Source organism: Lyngbya sp. CCAP 1446/10 (genome assembly GCF_026130175.1).
Classification (GTDB): Bacteria; Cyanobacteriota; Cyanobacteriia; order Cyanobacteriales; family Microcoleaceae; genus Microcoleus.
The window spans coordinates 1-19094 of sequence record NZ_JAIGNI010000035.1 but is presented as its reverse complement, the minus strand read 5'-3'; the positions used below and the strand labels follow the sequence as shown (position 1 = coordinate 19094).

Genomic DNA, 19094 nt, shown 5'->3' with positions numbered 1-19094 from the left:
CGTTCCCAAATTCACCTTAAATCCCGAACAACTTAACTGCTAAAAAGAAACAATTAAGTAACCATTCAGGAACTTAGCACCAGTCACGGACTTACCAGTTAGCTGCGGAGGCAGCAAAATATTACGCCGCTGATCGCCCGCTTCGATAGTCACTTCCGGCCCGGATTGAATCAATTTAATTTCTTTCTTGTCAAACCCAGGCAAAAACAAACTAACTTGACGCTGTGCAATGTTTATGTTAATTGGTTTAGGAGCTTTTCCCGCTTCAGAAAAATCTGGCAAAGCATCAATTAACGGCTGCCAATTATTGTCGCTGTGCGCCGGCACCGCAACTGCTGTCAAAGGATCGAAATCCGCAGCAACAGCTTCTGTAATCGGTGATTGATTCACAATTACACCACCGACAGTCAAACCAATTTGTTGAGAACTTCCCCAAAGATAGCGCGCAGTGGCGATCGCACTTGCATCCCCAGTCGTCACCAAATAAGCCGCCGTGCGGTTTGGATCGGCCAGTGCTTCCTTACCCTTATCCAACAGATTATCTACTTGCTTAGTAGATTGAAAAGCATTATCTCCCGACAAATCCACCGTCAACACGGTACTGACAACCGGTTGAATAAAAGGCGAAAGCGCTTTACCCAAATCCGAATCTACCAAAGCTTGGCGGAAGCGGCGGATATACCAACTCAGAATTTCCGGCATTCCCAGCATCCGCAGCGTATCCATACCGCCTGTGCCGTCATAAACGATCACATCGTATTGTTTGCTGTCGTCATATTCCCGAAGTTCATTCAACGCCAGGGCGCTGTCCATCCCCGGTAACACTCCCAATTCTTGCCCGTAAATCTGCTTGAAAAAAGGAGTACGCACATATTGCGCTTCTAGTTGTTTAACTTCGTCCCACCTGCGTTCTAGCAGGGGCGCGCTGTTCACCTGTACCGCTTTCAGGTTGGGGGCGATTTCCTGCGGGCTGAGAGTCAGGGGAACTCCTAGCAGAATACCCAATGCAGGGCCCGGATCTTGGCCGAGTAGCAGAACTCGCTTGCCTTGAGCCGCATATTTTTTAGCTGTTGCGATCGCGATCGTACTGCGGCCAGTGCCGCCTTTGCCCAAAAATGTCAAAATCAAAGCCATTTTCTGTTCTCACTGCCAAAGCTTACTCTTTAACATTTAAGCGCAACGGCCATCGAGATTGGGGGAGTGGGAAAGGGGGAGAGGGGGAGAAAGGGAGAAGGGGAGATGGGGAGATGGGGAGATGGGGAGATGGGGAGAATGGGAGAGTGGGAAAAATCTTCCTTCTTCCTCCTTCCTTCTTCCCTCTTCCTTCTTCCTTCTTCCTTCTTCCTTCTTCCTTCTTCCTTCTGTTAAACGGCTTCTAGCTCATCTTCAAAGAACCAAGTCGCAAAACCGTCAAACTTGACAACCACGCCTACTCCGCTACCGTCAACCATTCTGAATCCGTCCACAGTGCCTACTGGATTCTTCTTTATCATCCCTACCATATTTGCAGGTATCCGATCTCTGAGACGGCGCACCTTAACTTTTTGACCTACTTCTATTGCCACTGAAATTGTTCTCCTGCTCTACAAAACCTATATACAAGCGTCCATTTTACAGTTTGGCGGTCTCGATCGAGCAGCAACACCACCAAGCCCGATCGCCCGCCATGATTTTCCCTCGAAATTTCGACCAACTTTCCCTAAAAAACGGTATTCTAGTCGGAGTTGGTCGATCGTCTACCATGATTCGCTTGGGTTTGCTTCATCAGGTTCCACAGCGGCAAGCTCCACTGGCAGAGGCTGTTCACCACTTAGATAATTATTTTTTATTGATTCGCAAAAAGAATCTTTTTATTAATTGCCACAACTACAGGATTTATCCCCAATTAGTCATCCTTCAGGCAGAAGCCAAAAAGCATTCAAAAGCAGTAATTAATTTTATGTTTGCTATATATAAATCTGCCCTTTCTGACGTTGACAACGGCTAATTTTCATGCTGTAAAAGACTTTGAGTCTGGTTGGCCAAATTTCCCGAAGGTCAGATTTTAGTAAAGTGCCATGTTGTAACAGTTTACTAAAATCCGACAAAAAAAATAAGTTTTAATGGTAAAATTTCAGGCTGATAAAGTTTATTTTTGCTGCTGTTTTACGGCAGAAAAAATGGAACGATTTCCGGATTTGGGGCGTCTGCTAGAGGAAATGAAGTCTACAAACTTCAATATGACAAAATTGAAATAATGAATAAAATGTGTACGTGCTGGCGATCGACCAAAATTCCACTCATAAGTTTGTCCTTAGCTGTGCTGGCCTGTCTGCCGACATTTCGCGGGACGATCGCCAGTCCGCTCTCTCCATCCCCCAAACAGCAGTCTAACCCTACTAAAATTATCTCAGTCGATCAAGCCCCAACAGGCTCAAAGTCTCCCAAAAATCCGCAAACAGCGGCGGCGAATCCATCCCCAGCCCAGGCTCTAAAGGCTCAGGGAACAGCAGCCGGACGATCGCTCGAAATTCAAGAAATTCGCGGTACTGTCACCTTCAAAGGGCGACCAGCAGTTGTGGGCGATCGGCTACTCGCCCCCGGAGACGAAATCATCACCGGCCCCGATTCCACAGCCCGTTTAGCGATCGACAACAACATCGGCATCGTCGAAGTAGCCGAAAAAACCGCAGTCAAAATATCCGATTTGTCAAGCAGTGCAGGCGAAAATGACACAGCTATTTTTGTCAGCAGGGGGCGAGTCAGATTGTCGATCGGCAAAACTGCTGCGCCAACAGCCTCCGCCAACAGCTCAACAATTATCCCGCCCCAGCAAATTGCCGCCTTAAATACCTTCAGCGGAATTGCCGAAACCAGTCAAATTGCCCAACAAAAAAAATCTCCCAGAACCGCCCCAGTCAGGGTAGAAACCCCCGAAGGCGTGGCCGGAGTCCGGGGTACATCCTTTGGCGTTAGCGTCGGCGACGGCAAAACCTCAGTCGAAACTATTGAAGGTACAGTCGAAGTATCGGGGCGCACCGACTCGCAAGTAGTTGTCACCCGCGGCAACGCCACGACAATTTTCCCTCAAACCTCGCCCGTCGCGCCCTCAGCCAGCCCTCGTCTAACCCAACTCAAAGTCCGCAATTTGTCGAGACTCAGTGGCAATATCTATCGCCTCAGCGGTCAAATTAACCCGATCGACATAATTTATGTCAACAACGAAACAATTAAGATCGATCAACAGGGAAACTTCAAAATCCAAGGGATTTTACCTCCAAGCCGCCGCATCAACATCGTAGTTCGAGGCCCGTCAGTCACAGAAAGGCATTACAGCATCGCAGTTCCCTAAACAACTTATCTAGATCAGACGGCGCTTTTAAACGCCCGGTATTATCATCTGGAATATCGATTTGGTCTTCAACCCGCGGAGGCGGGTTTTGTTTATATAGACGCGGTTTCAACCGCCCGGTCTTCTGAAACATCTCGAACGTCGGAATCGAAGGTCAATTATTGCATCAAATTAATTGAATGAAATTCAAACAATTGATCGAGTACCTCAAACAAAATCAACTGATCGGCATCCGGCAATATATCACCACAAATCCTCCCTGGCTGACAGGCGCCGCCGCAGGTATCCTGTCTGCAACCATGCTGCAATTTGGAATCTGGAAACCCCTTGAATATTTGGGATACAAAACCCTATTTCAAATTCGAGAATCGAGAATGTTGCCAAATCCGGGGTGGGATGACAGAATTGCAGTAATTGCGATCGAGCCCCAAAGCTTGCAGGAATACGGTAAATTTCCTTGGCCACGCAATCGCTACGCCGAACTTTTATCAGCCCTGAAAAAATCTCCCCCCACAGCAGTTGGTTTCGATATTCTGTTCCTCGATCCGAGTCCCAAAGATGAAATGTTAGCCGGTGCGATCGCCAGCAACGGCAAAGTTGTACTCCCAAGAACCACCAAAGAAGAACCAGTAGCATCTTTAAAAGCAGTCGCCGCAGGTATCGGACATATAATACACGAACCCAACAGCGACGGCATTAGCCGCGATTTAAAAATATTTCTCGACTCCATTCCTAACTTCGGTTTAGCAATGACTCAGAGGTACAACGCTGCTAACCCGCAAAATCCTGTATTGCTGCCGCAACTACAAAAGATGCAGGAACAAACAGTTTTGGTTAACTGGCCGGGGAAAACAGAAAATCTACGTACCTATGCTTTTGTAGATGTTGTAGAAGGTAGAATTCCTGAAAATGCTTTAGCCAATAAATTAGTCTTAGTCGGCCTAGTTGCTACTGGTTTTGACCAGATATCTACGCCTCTCAACAAAACTACGGGTGGGGTTTATTTATATGCAGCGTTGATTGACAATTTGCTCAATCAACGCTTGCTGCGGCGGCTGCCGATACAGCTAGAAAATTTGTTATTATTGGCGATTGGCCCGCTGACTACTTCGGTTTTGTGCAACCGAGGTGTTAAAGACAGAATTGCGATCGCCCTCGGTTTGCCTGTAATTTGGGTTACGGCTGCTGCTTTGTTATTTGGCTTCTATTTTTGGTGGCTTCCCATTGCCGCACCCATCGGCACTCTTATTTTATCTGGCACTGCTTTGCAACTGCGGGAACAGTACGAAAAACAGCAGTTGATGAGGTTATTTGAACAGCACGTCGCACCCGAAACTGCTCAGCTTATTTGGCGACGCAAAGCTGAAATATTTGAACAGGGAGAACTCGAACCTCAAGAACTTACAGCAACTGTGCTGTTTATGGATATTCGCAATTTTACTTCGATTTCCGAAAAAATGCCAGCGCGGGATTTGCTCAACTGGCTGAACAATTATTTGGAAGCGATGACCAACTGTATTATGGATCATGGTGGCGTTGTTGATAAATACATCGGTGATGCAATTATGGCAGTTTTTGGTGTGCCTTTTTGCCATAGCGAATATGCAGAAATTCAACAAGATGCTTTGAATGCAGTTGCGGCTTGTATCGCCATGCACGAAAAGCTAAACGAAATTAATCAGCAGCTTAGAATTAAACGCAAACCTTTAATTAAGTTTGGTATTGGTTTGCATACTGGACAGTTAGTTGCTGGTAGTGTCGGCGGTTCCCGACGTTTAAATTATTCTGTGATCGGTGATGCTGTCAATGTTGCTGCTAGATTGGAGGCGATGAATAAGGAAATTGTGTCTGATAGTCCTTTTAATTTGTTGGTGACGGGGAGGACTTTTGCTTATGTGCGCGATCGCTACGAAGGCCAAAAAGTAGGATCGATTCAATTGCGCGGCAAAAAAGAAGAAACGGTGGTTTATGCTATTTTGGGCGAAAAGTAATAGTCAGTGGGCATGGGGCATCGGGCATGGGGCATCGGGCATCGGGCATTGGGCATGGGTAATAGTTAGTGGTTACTTGTTAGTGATTTTTCTAATAACCAATTCCCAATTCCCAATTCCCAATTCCCAATTCCCCAATTCCCAATTCCAAATTCCAAATTTAATCAAATACACTCAGCCGCAGAGTTTTAGCTATTTGTTCCAATAGAAATAAACTGCCCACAGAATTCCCCTCTTTATTCAGTGGTGGACTGTAAGATGCGATCGCCCCTTCACCCGGAATAACCGACAACAAAGCCCCACTAACTCCCGACTTAGCCGGCAATCCCACCCGCAGCGCCAAGCGGCCCGATGCTTCATACAAACCGCAAGTAGCCATCAGCGCTTTCACAGTACGGCAGTTTTCCCCGATCGCTCCACCACCATTTACCAACACCACTCCCAGCTTTGCCAAATCTTCCACAGTTCCCGATAAACAGCAGACGCGATTATAAGTTTCTAGCGCAATTTCCGAGTTTTCAATATAACCCGATTCTACCATTGCCAAGGCAAGATCCCAATTTTTTTGATTCGGCATTGCATTCACTGAATCGAGCATTAACTCGTCAACAAATAACTGACTGTTTGCTTGTTGATTCAGCCAATTTCCCAGGTTTTGACAGCGCTCAACTGCATTTTTACCGGGAATCAAAGATGCCAGGGCGATCGCCCCGCTATTAATCATCGGATTTCTCGGCTTCCCTTTATCTATTTCCAGTTGAGTCAGGGAATTAAAAGCCATTTCCGAAGGATCGCAGCCCACGCAATCAAAAACCGCTTTTTCGCCCAACTCGCACAGCAAATAAAGCAGCACAAACGGCTTGACTACGCTCATCAGCGGGAATGTTTTATCGACGCTGCCCCAGCTCAAAATTTGACCGTCAATTGCCCTAATTTGCACGGCAAAGCATTGTCTGTCGGCTCCCGCAAGCAGAGGTATGTACGTGGGGATTTGACCAGATTTACTGCGATTAATTGCCTCTGTTGCCCAAGCTGCCAGTTGTTCTGGTTGCAGGGAAGATAGTTTGCTGGTGGATGTTTTCACTGTCGATGATTTAGAGCGTATGAGATTTTAGATTCGTAGTTCGATCGGGCAATGCAGCCATAAACCCAGTTTTTCCAGTAATTGCGCCACTTCCGCTCCTACAAGAAATAGAATTTATGAGGTAATAAAACCAAACTCAGCCTTAATGGTATTGACGTTTTCGCTTGCGTAGAGATAATAAATTTATTCACAATTTTTCAGAAGAACCTGTATTTTGCATAAAAATCTCCCTTTCACCCAGATAGATAAGTAGCAGCTTCCAGGCAACGCTGCTACCCAACAAACCACCACTCGCTTGAAATGCCTTCAGGCTCTGATATTTAAGCCCCAGTAAGGGGCGGGGTGCATATTTAATTTAAATTTTTCAGAGTTCGCGCAATCCGATCCGGAAACCCCCCGAACCTCTGGGAACTTACTATCCAACCAGATCGACCAAAATCAGGACAAAACAATGCCAGATGAAGCGAAAGCAGAAGCACCAAAACCAGATCCGCTAGCTTTTAAGGGTGTATGCAGCGAAGGAATTCTCAAAGGCAAAGAAATTGAAGGCAAACTAGACCTCAAAGTCATCGTCACCTCCGCCAAAGCTAAAGAAGCGCCAGCCCAAAAAAAATCCGAGTGGGAGGCTCCTATATTTTGGGCGGTGTTCTTATTAACGGCCAATTTTGCCATCGGCGACCCCGCTGGCCTCAGAAATTACAGCTCCCCACAAAGGTCACATTCTCATGAGATGTTAAACCAATCTGGGGAGTAGTCGGTGTTGCCTAAGAAAAACACCACCAACTTGCCGCTTTAGGCCCTGGGAGCCTGCCAGCCACGCAAATAGTAATAAATAGACCCGAAATATTCATCGAATACTCGTGTCGTAGTTACCAAAGCTTCTGCACTGGGCAGGAAATCTGCCGCGTCTAAGCGCAGTCGGGATCTACCTCCTGATACGGGCTGGTAAGTGTAGAAGTCCGTAGCTCTAGGAATCACCTGGATTCCCATATTCGCAAAAGCGAGGCTGGCACGCCGCATCTGAATCGCAGATGTTACCAGGATTACTTTGCGCCCGACGCCGCGACTGTCGAGGATCTTTCTCACTTCCTCTGCGCTGGTGCGTATGTTCCTGCCATTATCGTCGAGAACGATACTGTTGCGCGGCACGCCCATGTTGCTTGCCAGCAAAGTCTCGATATCTTTAGCTTCGCCAGTATAATTCTGTAAATCTGCTCTGGGCCCGGCTGTAACAATCACCAAAGGTGCTAATTGTTTTTTGTACAAAACGGCAGCGTAGGGCAGGCGATTCCCTGTGTCTGCCAGTTGAATCGCTTCTCGGTTGGCGGTGTGACTGTTAGTCGTTCCCTTGCCCAGCAGGACGATCGCCGCGGCTGTTTCATCGCAGCAAACTGTGGTGCGTGCAGCCGCATCCCGTTCTGCTTGATCGGCGAACCAGTAAGCCACAACTGGCATACTCGAAAGGATCAAAACTAGCAGTGCTGCCAGGATCATTCTCGGCGCCGGGTTGCGGATGCCCCCGTTCGTAATCAGCGCCGATGCAATCACCAGTAACGTAATCGAAAAACCCAGCGGCTTAAAGAAAAAGGCTATTAAGCCGAAAATCGCTGCTCCGACTGGCGTGTCTGGGGCAAAAAAAGCTAGGAACAAAAGGCTGATCAGCAGCAAAACGCGCAGCCGATCTATTAAAGGATTGTCTTTACCTCCCGATTGATCCCACCACGATTTGATCAGTGAGAAGAGGAGGAATAGAAATAGAATGCGAGCGAATAGTTCAGGCATCTTGCAATATTCTGTGTCTTCATAAATTAGTACGGAATTGTGGAAGCGAGCGCGAATTTAGCTGCGGTAGGCAATGCCGGCATCGGTTGGGTTGTTAACTTTCGCCGATCGCGCACTGCGATCGCATTTCTCCTGATCCTCGATTCCAGTCAGCTATCAACTATTGGTTACAGGCAATCGAGCTCGCTACTTCCAGTCAGTCGATTTGAGATTTTAGATTTGAGATTTTAGATTGACTCCACAGATGAATCTGGGAGTTTAAACTTTGATCTAAAATTTTAGGATCTCCATACTCATAGCGTCGGTGGCTTGCACCCCTTTTGGGGATGGTCACAGATTGCTGACAGATAATTGGTAATTGATCACTGGTAATGGTCGATCGGTAATTGATAATGGATGGAGCTGGCGGCAGGTGAAATTGACTTGGCAATCTTGCCTGCTTTGTGCTGCCTGTATTTTCCCCATTACCTGTTACCCATTCACCAATCCCAATTTATCGGCGTTTCAGTTGATTCCGAATTGCCTGCGTTACCGTTTGAATTACTTTAACACGAGCATAATACTTGTTATCGGCCGCAATTATCGTCCAGGGAGCTGTCGGCGTGCTGGTGCGCTGAATCATTTGATTCACCGCCACTTCATAATAATTCCACTTTTCTCGATTCCGCCAATCTTCTTGAGTGAGTTTGTATTGTTTAAATGGATTATTTTGTCGGTCTGTAAACCGCTTTAGTTCCTCTTCGGGACTGATGTGCAGCCAGAATTTAACTAAGATACAACCGAAACTGGTGAGTTGCTCCTCAAATTCGTTGATTTCCTGGTAAGCTCGACGCCATTCGAGTTCGGTGGCAAATCCTTCGACTCGCTCGACGAGCACTCTACCATACCAACTGCGATCGTAAATGCTGATTTTACCAGCAGTCGGCAACTCCCGCCAGAAGCGCCAGAGGTAGTGGTGAGCTTTTTCTTCGTCCGTCGGCGCAGCAAAGGCATTGACGGAGTAACTGCGGGGGTCTAGGATGTCCGTCAAACGTTTGATCGCTCCTCCTTTACCGGCCGCATCCCAACCTTCAAACAGCACTAACACGGGGATGTCCTTTTCGTGGATGCTTTGTTGCAGTTCACCAAAACTGGTTTGTGCTTCGCGAAGTTCGTGTTTGTATTCGTCTGGCGACAAGGATAGAGTTAAATCTACTTGGGCGAGCAAGTCTGGTTCGGTGGGTTGCAACTTTTCTTGAGGCGGCAATGGAACGGGTGCAGATTGTGTGGGGAGTCTGTCTAGGGCTTCTGTAATTTTGGCTGCCATTTGCGTTAAAACTTTGACTCTCGCCCAGCGCTGACAGTCGCCTTCTACTAGCGTCCAAGGTGCCGGGCCCGTGCCGGTTTGAGTTATCATTTCTTCGGCCAAAGTCGTGTATTCTTGATATTTTTTGGCTTGTTTCCAATCTTCCGGCCGCACTCGCCAAGCTTGTAAGCTATCGTCTTCTAGTTTTTTGAGCCGATGTTTGAGTTCTTTTTTGCTCAGGTGAATCCAAAATTTGGCAATTGCCGCGCCGTCGTTTACCATCATGCGCTCGAAGGCGTTGATTTGTCTGATGATTGTCGGTACTTCGGCCTCGGAGACTCTCTCGAACAACCGGTCTTCTAAAAGATGAGTGTACCAACTGTGATAAAAAAAGCCAATCCGACCGCGGGCTGGGAGTTTCTGCCAAAACCGCCACAGAAAAGGATAGTCCATTTCTGCCTCTGACGGCGGCCAAATCGGGTGAACGGTAAAGCCGCGCGGATCCATGTAACCCACCATTTTTTTGACGAGTGCGCCTTTGCCCGCGGCGGCCCAACCTTCGAGTACGATGATTACGGGCATTTTTTTTTCCCAGCAGGTTTGTTGGAGCGATCGCAACTGCTGCATTAAAACTTCAATTTTGGCCTCATAGGTTTCTTTATCCAGCGAAATATCTAAATCGAGGTTGTCAAGCATATTTACCTCACACAAATCCCAGAAAGCAGTTTAACGTCAGTTTAACGTTTGGATAAAATTAAATCTTCAAGTCTGGCAAAAAGTTATCAAAACTATACCTATGACCGCTTAAAAGCGTGGTGCTTCTGCCGTCGAACCCAGCATCGGGCTAATACTAACAAAAGTTTCCTCAGATCGAACTTGCCAAAAAAAACCTGAGCGGTTATAGTTGAATTAGGGAACTTTTTAAGAACTTCAACTGTTCCCCTCGCCCGATCGGGTGAGTGAACAGGAGCAGCAACAAATCCCTGAAACAGGATTTTTTGTAAAACAGAGCAAAAGTAAAAATCAACTACCCGGTGGGGGTGAAAACTTCTTTACTTAGCTGCATCAAATTTATTTAAACAACAGTTAGTCAAGCACCAGCTTTGATAACTTCGAGGGCGCTGCTTGCAAAGGTTTGGCGTTCCTCTGGCCACAGACTCCAATAAAAAAAACCGCCCAAATGGGCTAACCAATTTTTATGATTGCGCTATGAGATAAAACCTGAAAGCCTGGGTGATATAAACAGGTTTCTGAGTTTTATCAACACCATTCTCTAATACTAAAAGCTGTTGAGGTGCGGGCTAAGATTAGCCGCCCGAAAACAATACTTGTTTCTTGTGGAACAGGCCAGAAAGCCTGTTACTGACATTTGTGCAAAATGTCCGAATTACTGTACTCATTTGCCAATACCCATTAAGAGGAACAGTCCGAAATTACGGATTGCAAAGTTTTTTATGAATATCTTGACAACACGCTCCTACAAGGGCGAAAGTGACTGGTGTGCGATCGCAAATTTAATCGATGCTTGCGAAACAGTCGATCGACTCGGCGAAGAAGTATCAGCCAGCGAACTCAAGCTCGTACTAGATGCCCCTAAACTCGACAAAGCCCGCGACGTGCAGTTGTGGGAAGACGGTAATTACAAATTGATCGGTTTAGCACTCCTAGATATGCCCGATTCCCAGGATGAAATAGACGCCTGTCTCTGGTTTTACGTGCATCCAAACCTGCGCGGTGAAGGTTTAGAAACAGAGATCGTTAAATGGGGCGAAAAGCGGCTGGGCGAAGTCGGGAAGCAACGGAATTTGCCCGCAAAATTGCGTACCTACAACCGCGACGATCGAACCGATGGAATGCTGCTATTAGAAAAACAGGGCTTTGCAGTCGATCGCTATTTTCTCACAATGGCGCGATCGCTCGCCGAACCAATTCCCGCACCCGAATTTCCCGCAGACTTTGCGCTGACGCACGTATCGGGAGAAAAAGACATCCAACCCTGGGTAGAAATGTTCAACCAGTCATTTATCGATCACTGGAACCACCACGATTTAACTGCCGAAACCGTGCGATACTGGATGCAAGACGAAAATTATCAGCCGGAATTAGATTTAATTGCTGTTTCGGGCGATCGTAGATTTGCAGCTTTCTGCGACTGTCAAATCAAACCCCAGAAAAACCACCGTAGCGACACAAAAGACGGTTGGATTGAACTATTGGGTACGCGACGCGACTTTCGGAAAATGGGATTAGGAAAAGCAATGTTATTAGCCGGATTGCACACCTTAAAAGCGGCGGGTGCAAATACAGCCAAACTCAGCGTCGATGCTGACAGTTTGACAGGCGCGACAAAGCTTTATCAATCAGTAGGTTTTCGCCCGATGGAAACTTGGCTATCCTGGGCAAAAGCCGTCTAATTCAGTTGACAGTTGACAGTTGACAGTTGACAGTTGACGGCGACCTATACCTGGAAGGAAGAGGATTGGAGTAATGAATAGTCTGATTTTAAATTCCCCCTAGAAGGGAAAGGCTTTAAACCAATTCTTTCGGGTAAAAAAGTAGATGCAGACGGCGGTTTCAACCGCCCGGTCTTCTACAAACCTAGTTCGCTTTGTTTTGTCACCTCAACATAAATATGTTCTAACCGCACCGGATATCGAGCAATTGAATCAATAGAAATCCCATCAAACAGCAAAATAATCTCTTTTAATTCCAAACATTCCGGCAGCCAAAAAGCCAAATCACTACCGTAGCGACGGGGGATAAAACTGTATTTTTCAGCGCGGACGATCGTCTTTTCTTCTTCAGTAGTTTTAATAACAATAATTTCTTGAGCCGGAATCAGTCTTTGTAATTCCTCCAAACTACCCTCAGCCACAATGCTACCATTTTTTAAAATCCCAATTCTCTGACACAAACGCTCAGCTTCATCCAACAAATGAGTTGTCAGCAAAATCGTAATTCCTTCCGATTGTAAACGCTGAATTAACTCCCAAATTTCATAACGAGCTTCTATATCTAAACCCGTTGTCGGTTCATCTAAAATTACTAATTTAGGCTTGTGCACCAAAGCCACCGCAATATTCAAACGTCGCTGCATTCCTCCACTCAAAGTTTCCACCGGACTTTTAGCTCTATCAGTCAAATTTACTGCCTTTAAACATTGCTCTACTTGATAGCTGCGCTGTTTGCGATTTAAACCATAAATTTGAGCAAAAAAATTGAGATTTTCTTCGCAACTAAGGCTTTTATAAAGCAAATTTTCTTGGGGTGCTACACCTATTAACGGTTTAGTCGATTCCGAAACAGGTTCGCCATTGATGGAAACTTTGCCGCTGTCGGCATTTAGCAAATTGCATAAAATATTGATAGTTGTAGTTTTACCAGCACCGTTTGGCCCAAGTAAACCATAAATTTCGCCAGCTTGAATGTGCAGTGTTAAATCTTTAAGCACTGAACGTTCGCCATAAGACTTATTTAGCTTTTCAATTTGCAGCAAGGTTTTAAATCTCCCTAAGTTTAATTATATTATTAACAGCTTTGGTAGAGAGCGAAGCATTCCGGCAGATAAATTATTAGTAACAAGCAGATATTTACTGCCGAAATGCTTCGCCCCTACGGATATCTTTTAACTGATTACCAGCCTGCGCCTGGTACCCAGTAAATGTCAAATGTCAAATGTCAAATGTCAAATGTCAAATGTCAAATGTCAAATGTCAAATGTCAAATGTCAACTGTCAAATGTCAACTGTCAACTGTTTAAAGTCTTCTTTCCGTGTTCAACATCCGCCGATAAGACAGCCACCCTGCCACTATCATTAAAATAGCAAATATTAATAAAAACCAGAAGTGCGATTCAATATCCGCAAAATCTTTGCCGTTAGCCCACACGCCTATTAGGGCTTCGTTCATGTGATAAATTGGATTGTACTGGGCGAGATCCAGCAGAGTTTTGGGAAACAGCGCAGTCGGCAAAAATGCGCCTCCTAAAATCAACAAAGGAACGCCGAAAGCTGCTACTAGCGAGTTGACATCTTCAGTGCGCCTCGCAAACTGCGTGCCGAGAATAAAGCCCACGCCTACGTAAGATACAATACTCAGTAAAATAATCGCACACCCTAACAAAATAGATCCTTGAAATTGTGCTCCTAAACACGCTGCGATCGTGTATACTAAAAGTACCTGACCGATGCCGATGCAACTATGAGCAATAAAAATTCCTAAAAAGTAGGAAGTGCCGCTCAAGGGAGAAATAAATAAGCGTTTGAGAGTATGTTGTTCTCGTTCTGATACTACCGTTGCGACGCTGCCGCCGAGACAGCTAAAAAATAAAGCGGCTCCTACTAAACTTGCGGGTGCAGCACTTTCAAAGGCTTTTGCCGTGGTGAGATTAGCGCGTTCTTTTAAGATTAAACCGTTAATTAGCAAGATAGAAACTGGAAAAATACTCCACAAAACTAAGCTGCGTCGCCGCCTCCCTAATTCAATTAAAATTCGCTGCGCTACTGCGATGGTTTCGTACCAGTATTTCATAGTGATTTTATTAGCATTGTTAGAATTGGAAATTCGGAATTGAGAATTGGCATGATGCCACGGCATATTATACCATAAAAATGTCAAATTTCACTCTCAACAAAAAACCCGCTGATGCGGGTTTTGTGATTTTAGCGGACTTGTTTTTAACTTTTCGCTGTCTGTCACGGTTCTGATTTGATACTAAAGTTAGTACCTCTGTAGCATCCTTGAAAAGAAGTTAAACTTGTGCGGTTTATCTGTTCCAATTTAGTGACGAGGGAGGGAGTATTGGGACTTTCAGTGGTAGCACCCCACTTGTAGATAAAGTTGCCGATATAGTTTCCGGTTTCTTCGTAGCTGTACTCTTCTATTGGAATTCCAGAAACTCCTGAAACTGTTTGGTTATGGTATCCGTTAACAATGATTTTTTCGATAACAGTTCCGGGTTCTACATTTATGTTCCAGTTGACAGGTTCGTAGGCTGAAAGTGCGAGAATTATTGGCTTGTTTCGGGGTTCTACGTTGATTTCGATCCTCTTCGTTGGCTTCGCTAACGCACTTTTCGACAAATTTCCGTTCCCGTGCTCCGAATTAGCTTCGTAAACGCCGATTAAGTGAAGTTCTTTATCTGAGCTCGACGAACCAACATAAGCTGAAAAATCGTCGGAACCGCCAATCCCGCAGTTGGCTGCTGAACTAATTGGGGAAGTAAAAGCTGTTTTTTGGGTGAGTTTCTGTTGCACTGTCGGGACTACCCACAATCCGGTTCCGATTCCTAAAGCACCTATTAAAGCGGCGGCGATTCCGAAAGGAATGGCATTTGTTAGGTGGCGAAAGGCGGTTGTTGTTGTTAGTTGAGATAGCGTTTGCTGCCAATTTTCAGCAGTTTTTCCGGCATTTCCGCCATCGAGACAGGCTAACAAAGCTAAACTCTCCGGCTGTTCTAGTAGACTTTGAACTGCCTTCCCTTCGCCGACGTATAGATTTCGAGTTTCGGTGTCTAAAAGCAGCCAGTAGCGATCGCCCTCAGCAAAGTTGTACTCTTGTAGAGCAGGCTTAACTAAATCGTGCTGTAAAAATACTAGCCAAGCCATATTATTGCCAGTACCGACTGTTTTGCCGTCGCAGGAAATAAGTTGGTCGATGTCGGGTTCCCACCGCCAAGCTACCCAGCGACTGTCTCCTCGATAGCCGAGGGATTTTTCGAGTTGCGGATGAGCGGTTATTTCTAGTCGTTGAACTAAGTTTGACACAGTAGGTTTCCTCAATTACGCGCGAGCGAAGCTATCCCGAAGGGTAGGGAATCGCCACTTCCATGTCTTAGCTTAACTCATCCGGCGGCCGTTCAAAAAGTGCCCGTGCCGTTGCCATTGGTACTGTTGGGAGACAAATTGTTGCTGGGATTGGTATTCGGCGAAGTTCCCGGATTCAAATTATTCTGATTGGTATTCGGCGAAGTTCCCGGATTCAAATTATTCTGATTGGTATTCGGCGAAGTTCCCGGATTCAAATTATTCTGATTGGTATTCGGCGAAGTTCCCGGATTGACATTGTTGGGATTGGTATTCGGCGAAGTTCCCGGATTGACATTGTTGGGATTGGTATTCGGCGAAGTTCCCGGATTGACATTGTTGGGATTGGTATTCGGCGAAGTTCCCGGATTGACATTGTTGGGATTGTTGGGATTGTTGGGATTGCTGGGATTGTTGGGATTGTTGGGATTCGTACCCGCAGGAGTAGTTATCGGGGTGCCGGCAGCATCTCTGGTGACGCTGTTGGGGTTCGGGGCGGCTGCCGGATTCGCTGCATTGGGGTTATTTGCAGGAGCATTGGCGGGGTTGCCGGCTGCGGGAGCCATCTTTTGGGGATCGGCGTTGGTGCCGCACAATCTGACTAAATCAAAAGTTGTGCCGCTTGGGGTTTCGATGAAGCAAACCGGCACGTTTACTCGCGGGTTTGAGGCTCTGGGAAAGTCGCCTGCGTCCACTATCGGGCGGCTAAAGGCAGCTTCAGCCATTAGTGGGGTCAAAGCAGCCGATAGAGCGACTGTTATTTGTAATAATTTCATCAGCGTTTCCTCAAATTTTGCTTTTTATTGCTCTAGTATTGCCGATAAACTGCAAAGTGTCCTGAGTCTAAAAGCCGATATTTTCGATCGCTGTTTCTTAAGGGGCTAATCCTGGCTGCAACATTTGGCGCACGCAGAAAGTACAGCTAGAAAAAGCTGAGACTGCCACAGTCGCCTCTTCTGGCAAAATCATTCAGTGCTGCAACTAATTCTACTTGTTGATATGAGTTCCATATTTTAGTCGATCGCACCTGATAATTTTCCACGCATATCAAAGGAGCAGATAGCGGGAGAGGGGGAGATTGGGAGAGGGGGAGAGGGCGAACATCTTCATTCTTGCTTCTTCATTATTCCTTCTGTCAACTGTCAACTGTCAACTGTCAACTGTCAACTATCAACTGTCAACTATCAACTGTCAACTCTTCATTAATTTAGTACCGAATTCGCGGGTCAATGTAAGCATTCAAAACATCAATTGCAATGCTAGCAATTACCACAATTCCCGCAAAAAACACCACAATACCTTGTACTGTTGGATAATCACGCAAGCTAATCGCTTCGTACAGTCGATTTGCCAGCCCCGGCCAAGAAAAAGTAACCTCAGTTAAAATAGCACCACCCAACAGAGCAGCAAAAGTTAATCCTAAGACAGTAATCACTGGAATTAGCGCATTTTTCAGAGCATGAGCCCATAAAATCTGCAATTCAGGAATGCCGCGAGCTCTAGCTGCTTCAACATAATCTGCTTGCAAAGTTTGCTTCAGATTTACCCTAACAATTCGCTCAAAAATGCCACTCAAAAGAATGCCCAGCGTCAAACTTGGGAGTGCCAAATAATGCAAACTTGTGAAAAACTGACCAAGGTTAGCGCTCAGAAGACTGTCTATAGTGTAAAGTCCCGTGTAGCCTTGGGGGGCTCTTAATGTCACCGGAAAGCGAGTTCCCAAGGGAAACCAGCCCAACTGCACCGAGAAAATTAATTGTAAAACCATGCCGGCCCAAAAAGCCGGCAGCGAGTAAGTAATAATGCCAAACAAACGGCCAGCAGCATCGAAAATAGTATTGGGGCGCGATGCTGCCAGGGAACCGATACTGATGCCGACAATTAAAGCTATGGCCATGCTACAAACTGCTAATTCCACTGTGGCGGGGAAATAGTCTCCGATAATTTGCCAAACGGTTTGTCCGCGAGTAGTGATGGAGGTTCCTAAGTCTAAGCCCAACAAGTCTTTCATGTATTTGAGATATTGTTGCCACAGCGGTGCATCGAGGCCGAGTTGGGTTCGCATTGCTGCTTTGGCGGCTGCGGGAGCTCGTGAGCCGAGAATCGCATCTATGGGGTCGCCCGGAGTGGCTCGCAGCAGCAAAAATACTGCTGTGGTGATTGTCCACAACATTAGCGGTGCGAGGAGTAAGCGGAGAAAAATATAAGATTGCAGGGCTTTTGAACGAGACATAGGAATTGGGAATTGGGAATTGGGAATTGGGAATTGGGAATTGGGAATTGGGAATTGGGAATGGGAAATCGGGAATTGGGAATAGAAATTTGAGTTGATTTTAGCGATTGTCGATCGAGTTTTTCCCAATTCCCAATTTTCTGATTGGGAGCATCTCAATTTTGTTTTGATAGTGCTGTCCCGATCGCGTATTGTAATAAGCGACCGGGAACGATCGCACTCAAACAAAAAAATGCTTTTTACGAAAATGAGATGCTTCCTTCCTATTCGCCCAACAGCGATTCAAATGCGGCTTGCAAAGACTTGATATCGCCTACTCTGGCGACTAACAAGTTTTCGGTGCCGGCATCCTGTAGCCTATCCTTCCAATACTGGATGCTCTCCGAGTTGTTCATCCAGAAACTAATCACGGTGTTTACGACTCGATCGACATCCCAGCCACGATAGGGAGAAACTATCTCTACGGATGTCACAAACGAATCGAGAGTACACTTCCGGTTTCCCAAATATTCTACACCGGACGGCTGCTTTTGTTGCAGTAATTCTTGCTGTTGGTTAAAAAACGTTAAAGTTGGAGATACGCCCAGGATTTCAAATGTATAGCTCATGTCATCCTCCAGAAGTATTATTTTGGTCAAAGGTCGATCGCGTCCGAAAAAGCCAAAAACACTTGACATTACCCAAAAATAGGTACAAGCAGCCGACGCTCATGGGAGAGTCGAACCCAAAATTTGAGACTCCTGTTCAAGCTCCCAGATAAATCTGTGGAGTAAATCTCAAATCGACTGACGTTGCTGCCCTCGATGAACCAGAGATGCTTCAATTACCCTCTTGGCGTGGATCGCAATTTTGCGGGCTTATTCTATCAATAGCAAATTTTTTCACAGACTGTTGTCAAATAACTTACATTTTTGAGATACCCAGCCCTTGAAAATTCAAATTTAATTTTTATTAAGCAGCGGTAAGGTGAGCCACCTGCACCCAGATCAAGTGATACGATGTTAGATTAAAGATTGTAGAATTGGGAATGACTGATGAATTAAGGGTTTGCAGCACGGGCAAAGCAGTTGTATTCTTTTTTGACCTGGTGTGAGTTTTGGGGCGCGAGTCCTCGATCGCGACGATCGCCAGATTCAGCCAAATAGTGCCATGATTAATATTACAAGTTTTTGCAGTAGCGGTTGAAAGCTCAGCCAAGTTTTGAGCAGCCGGCTACCGCAATGATAAATTTTGTCACCCATCGATAACATTCATAAACCCGCCTCAACCCAACTGATAACTGTTATAAACCTTCTCCTCGTAACGGTTAAATTAAATTAATTGTTAACTTCTGGGTGGGGCGGGTTTTTATCATTTGTCAGTGGGTGTCAAATAGCTCGGTGAACCCGCCCCTGCATGGTTGAAAAATGAGTAAAAATCGATGATCATAGAATATTATTCTATAGTGTTATTAAAAAACTGTAGTTTAGACTAACTAAAGATGAGAACGGTGGCAAAAGAAGAACTAGAGCCACCGCGCCGGGAGAGAATGAGGGTGAAAAATAAAACCTATCCACTCCCTAAATGAACAGTGAACGATTAAGG

18 protein-coding genes are annotated in these 19094 nt (G+C 45.8%); 6 read left to right on the top strand and 12 right to left on the bottom strand.

Going from position 1 to position 19094, the window contains the following annotated elements; all coding sequences use genetic code 11:
• Window positions 1-39: 39 nt before the first annotated feature.
• Together K4039_RS15945 and K4039_RS15940 are read right to left on the bottom strand one after the other, a co-directional pair.
• The gene (locus K4039_RS15945) at window positions 40-1134 is read right to left on the bottom strand and encodes an ArsA family ATPase (RefSeq protein ID WP_265236440.1); all 1095 of its coding nucleotides are present in this window, start codon (window positions 1132-1134) and stop codon (window positions 40-42) included.
• 230 nt (window positions 1135-1364) lie between these two features.
• On the bottom strand, window positions 1365-1565 hold the full coding sequence (locus tag K4039_RS15940; protein WP_265236438.1) for a DUF2862 domain-containing protein: 201 nt from the start codon (window positions 1563-1565) through the stop codon (window positions 1365-1367).
• Between K4039_RS15940 and K4039_RS15935 the strand changes: the two genes are divergently transcribed.
• The 3 genes from K4039_RS15935 to K4039_RS15925 all read left to right on the top strand — a co-directional run bounded on the left by K4039_RS15935 (window position 1559) and on the right by K4039_RS15925 (window position 5322).
• Window positions 1559-1987, top strand: a complete 429-nt coding sequence (locus K4039_RS15935; protein ID WP_265236436.1) for a hypothetical protein — start codon at window positions 1559-1561, stop codon at window positions 1985-1987. The two genes, K4039_RS15940 and K4039_RS15935, sit on opposite strands and share 7 nt — an antisense overlap.
• Window positions 1988-2236: 249 nt before the next feature.
• Window positions 2237-3331 carry a FecR family protein gene (locus K4039_RS15930; RefSeq protein ID WP_265236434.1) on the top strand — a complete coding sequence of 365 codons (1095 nt, stop codon included), beginning with the start codon at window positions 2237-2239 and terminating at the stop codon, window positions 3329-3331.
• Window positions 3332-3510: 179 nt separating this feature from the next.
• Window positions 3511-5322, top strand: a complete 1812-nt coding sequence (locus K4039_RS15925; RefSeq protein WP_265236433.1) for an adenylate/guanylate cyclase domain-containing protein — start codon at window positions 3511-3513, stop codon at window positions 5320-5322.
• A 160-nt stretch (window positions 5323-5482) separates the two neighbouring features.
• Here the strand turns inward: K4039_RS15925 and glsA are convergent, their stop codons facing one another.
• On the bottom strand, window positions 5483-6406 hold the full coding sequence (gene glsA / locus K4039_RS15920; protein WP_265236432.1) for a glutaminase A: 924 nt from the start codon (window positions 6404-6406) through the stop codon (window positions 5483-5485).
• Between the two features lie 451 nt (window positions 6407-6857).
• On the opposite strand from glsA, the gene K4039_RS15915 reads away from it, so the two are divergent.
• Window positions 6858-7160 (top strand): hypothetical protein, encoded by a 303-nt coding sequence (locus tag K4039_RS15915; protein ID WP_265236430.1) that lies wholly within the window; start codon window positions 6858-6860, stop codon window positions 7158-7160.
• Between the two features lie 38 nt (window positions 7161-7198).
• Here K4039_RS15915 and K4039_RS15910 read toward each other — a convergent pair whose 3' ends face one another.
• The gene (locus K4039_RS15910) at window positions 7199-8188 is read right to left on the bottom strand and encodes a YdcF family protein (RefSeq protein WP_265236428.1); all 990 of its coding nucleotides are present in this window, start codon (window positions 8186-8188) and stop codon (window positions 7199-7201) included.
• Between the two features lie 39 nt (window positions 8189-8227).
• On the opposite strand from K4039_RS15910, the gene K4039_RS15905 reads away from it, so the two are divergent.
• Complete coding sequence (locus K4039_RS15905) at window positions 8228-8419, top strand: hypothetical protein (protein WP_265236427.1); 192 nt, start codon at window positions 8228-8230, stop codon at window positions 8417-8419.
• Between the two features lie 262 nt (window positions 8420-8681).
• Here the strand turns inward: K4039_RS15905 and pap are convergent, their stop codons facing one another.
• The gene (pap, locus tag K4039_RS15900; RefSeq protein ID WP_265236426.1) at window positions 8682-10169 is read right to left on the bottom strand and encodes a polyphosphate:AMP phosphotransferase; all 1488 of its coding nucleotides are present in this window, start codon (window positions 10167-10169) and stop codon (window positions 8682-8684) included.
• 758 nt (window positions 10170-10927) lie between these two features.
• Between pap and K4039_RS15895 the strand changes: the two genes are divergently transcribed.
• Window positions 10928-11887: a GNAT family N-acetyltransferase gene (locus K4039_RS15895; RefSeq protein ID WP_265236425.1), complete on the top strand. Its 960-nt coding sequence runs from the start codon at window positions 10928-10930 to the stop codon at window positions 11885-11887.
• Between the two features lie 176 nt (window positions 11888-12063).
• On the opposite strand, the gene K4039_RS15890 is transcribed toward K4039_RS15895, so the two are convergent.
• From K4039_RS15890 to K4039_RS15860, 7 genes are all read right to left on the bottom strand, one after another.
• Complete coding sequence (locus K4039_RS15890; protein ID WP_265236424.1) at window positions 12064-12969, bottom strand: ABC transporter ATP-binding protein; 906 nt, start codon at window positions 12967-12969, stop codon at window positions 12064-12066.
• 260 nt (window positions 12970-13229) lie between these two features.
• Window positions 13230-14003, bottom strand: a complete 774-nt coding sequence (locus tag K4039_RS15885; protein WP_265236423.1) for an ABC transporter permease — start codon at window positions 14001-14003, stop codon at window positions 13230-13232.
• 164 nt (window positions 14004-14167) lie between these two features.
• Window positions 14168-15238: a hypothetical protein gene (locus K4039_RS15880; protein WP_265236422.1), complete on the bottom strand. Its 1071-nt coding sequence runs from the start codon at window positions 15236-15238 to the stop codon at window positions 14168-14170.
• Between the two features lie 92 nt (window positions 15239-15330).
• Window positions 15331-16053: a hypothetical protein gene (locus K4039_RS15875; protein WP_265236421.1), complete on the bottom strand. Its 723-nt coding sequence runs from the start codon at window positions 16051-16053 to the stop codon at window positions 15331-15333.
• Window positions 16054-16484: 431 nt separating this feature from the next.
• On the bottom strand, window positions 16485-17510 hold the full coding sequence (locus K4039_RS15870; protein ID WP_265236485.1) for an ABC transporter permease: 1026 nt from the start codon (window positions 17508-17510) through the stop codon (window positions 16485-16487).
• Between the two features lie 263 nt (window positions 17511-17773).
• Complete coding sequence (locus K4039_RS15865; RefSeq protein WP_265236420.1) at window positions 17774-18118, bottom strand: hypothetical protein; 345 nt, start codon at window positions 18116-18118, stop codon at window positions 17774-17776.
• Window positions 18119-18461: 343 nt separating this feature from the next.
• Window positions 18462-18707 carry a hypothetical protein gene (locus K4039_RS15860; protein WP_265236419.1) on the bottom strand — a complete coding sequence of 82 codons (246 nt, stop codon included), beginning with the start codon at window positions 18705-18707 and terminating at the stop codon, window positions 18462-18464.
• Window positions 18708-19094 lie beyond the last annotated feature (387 nt).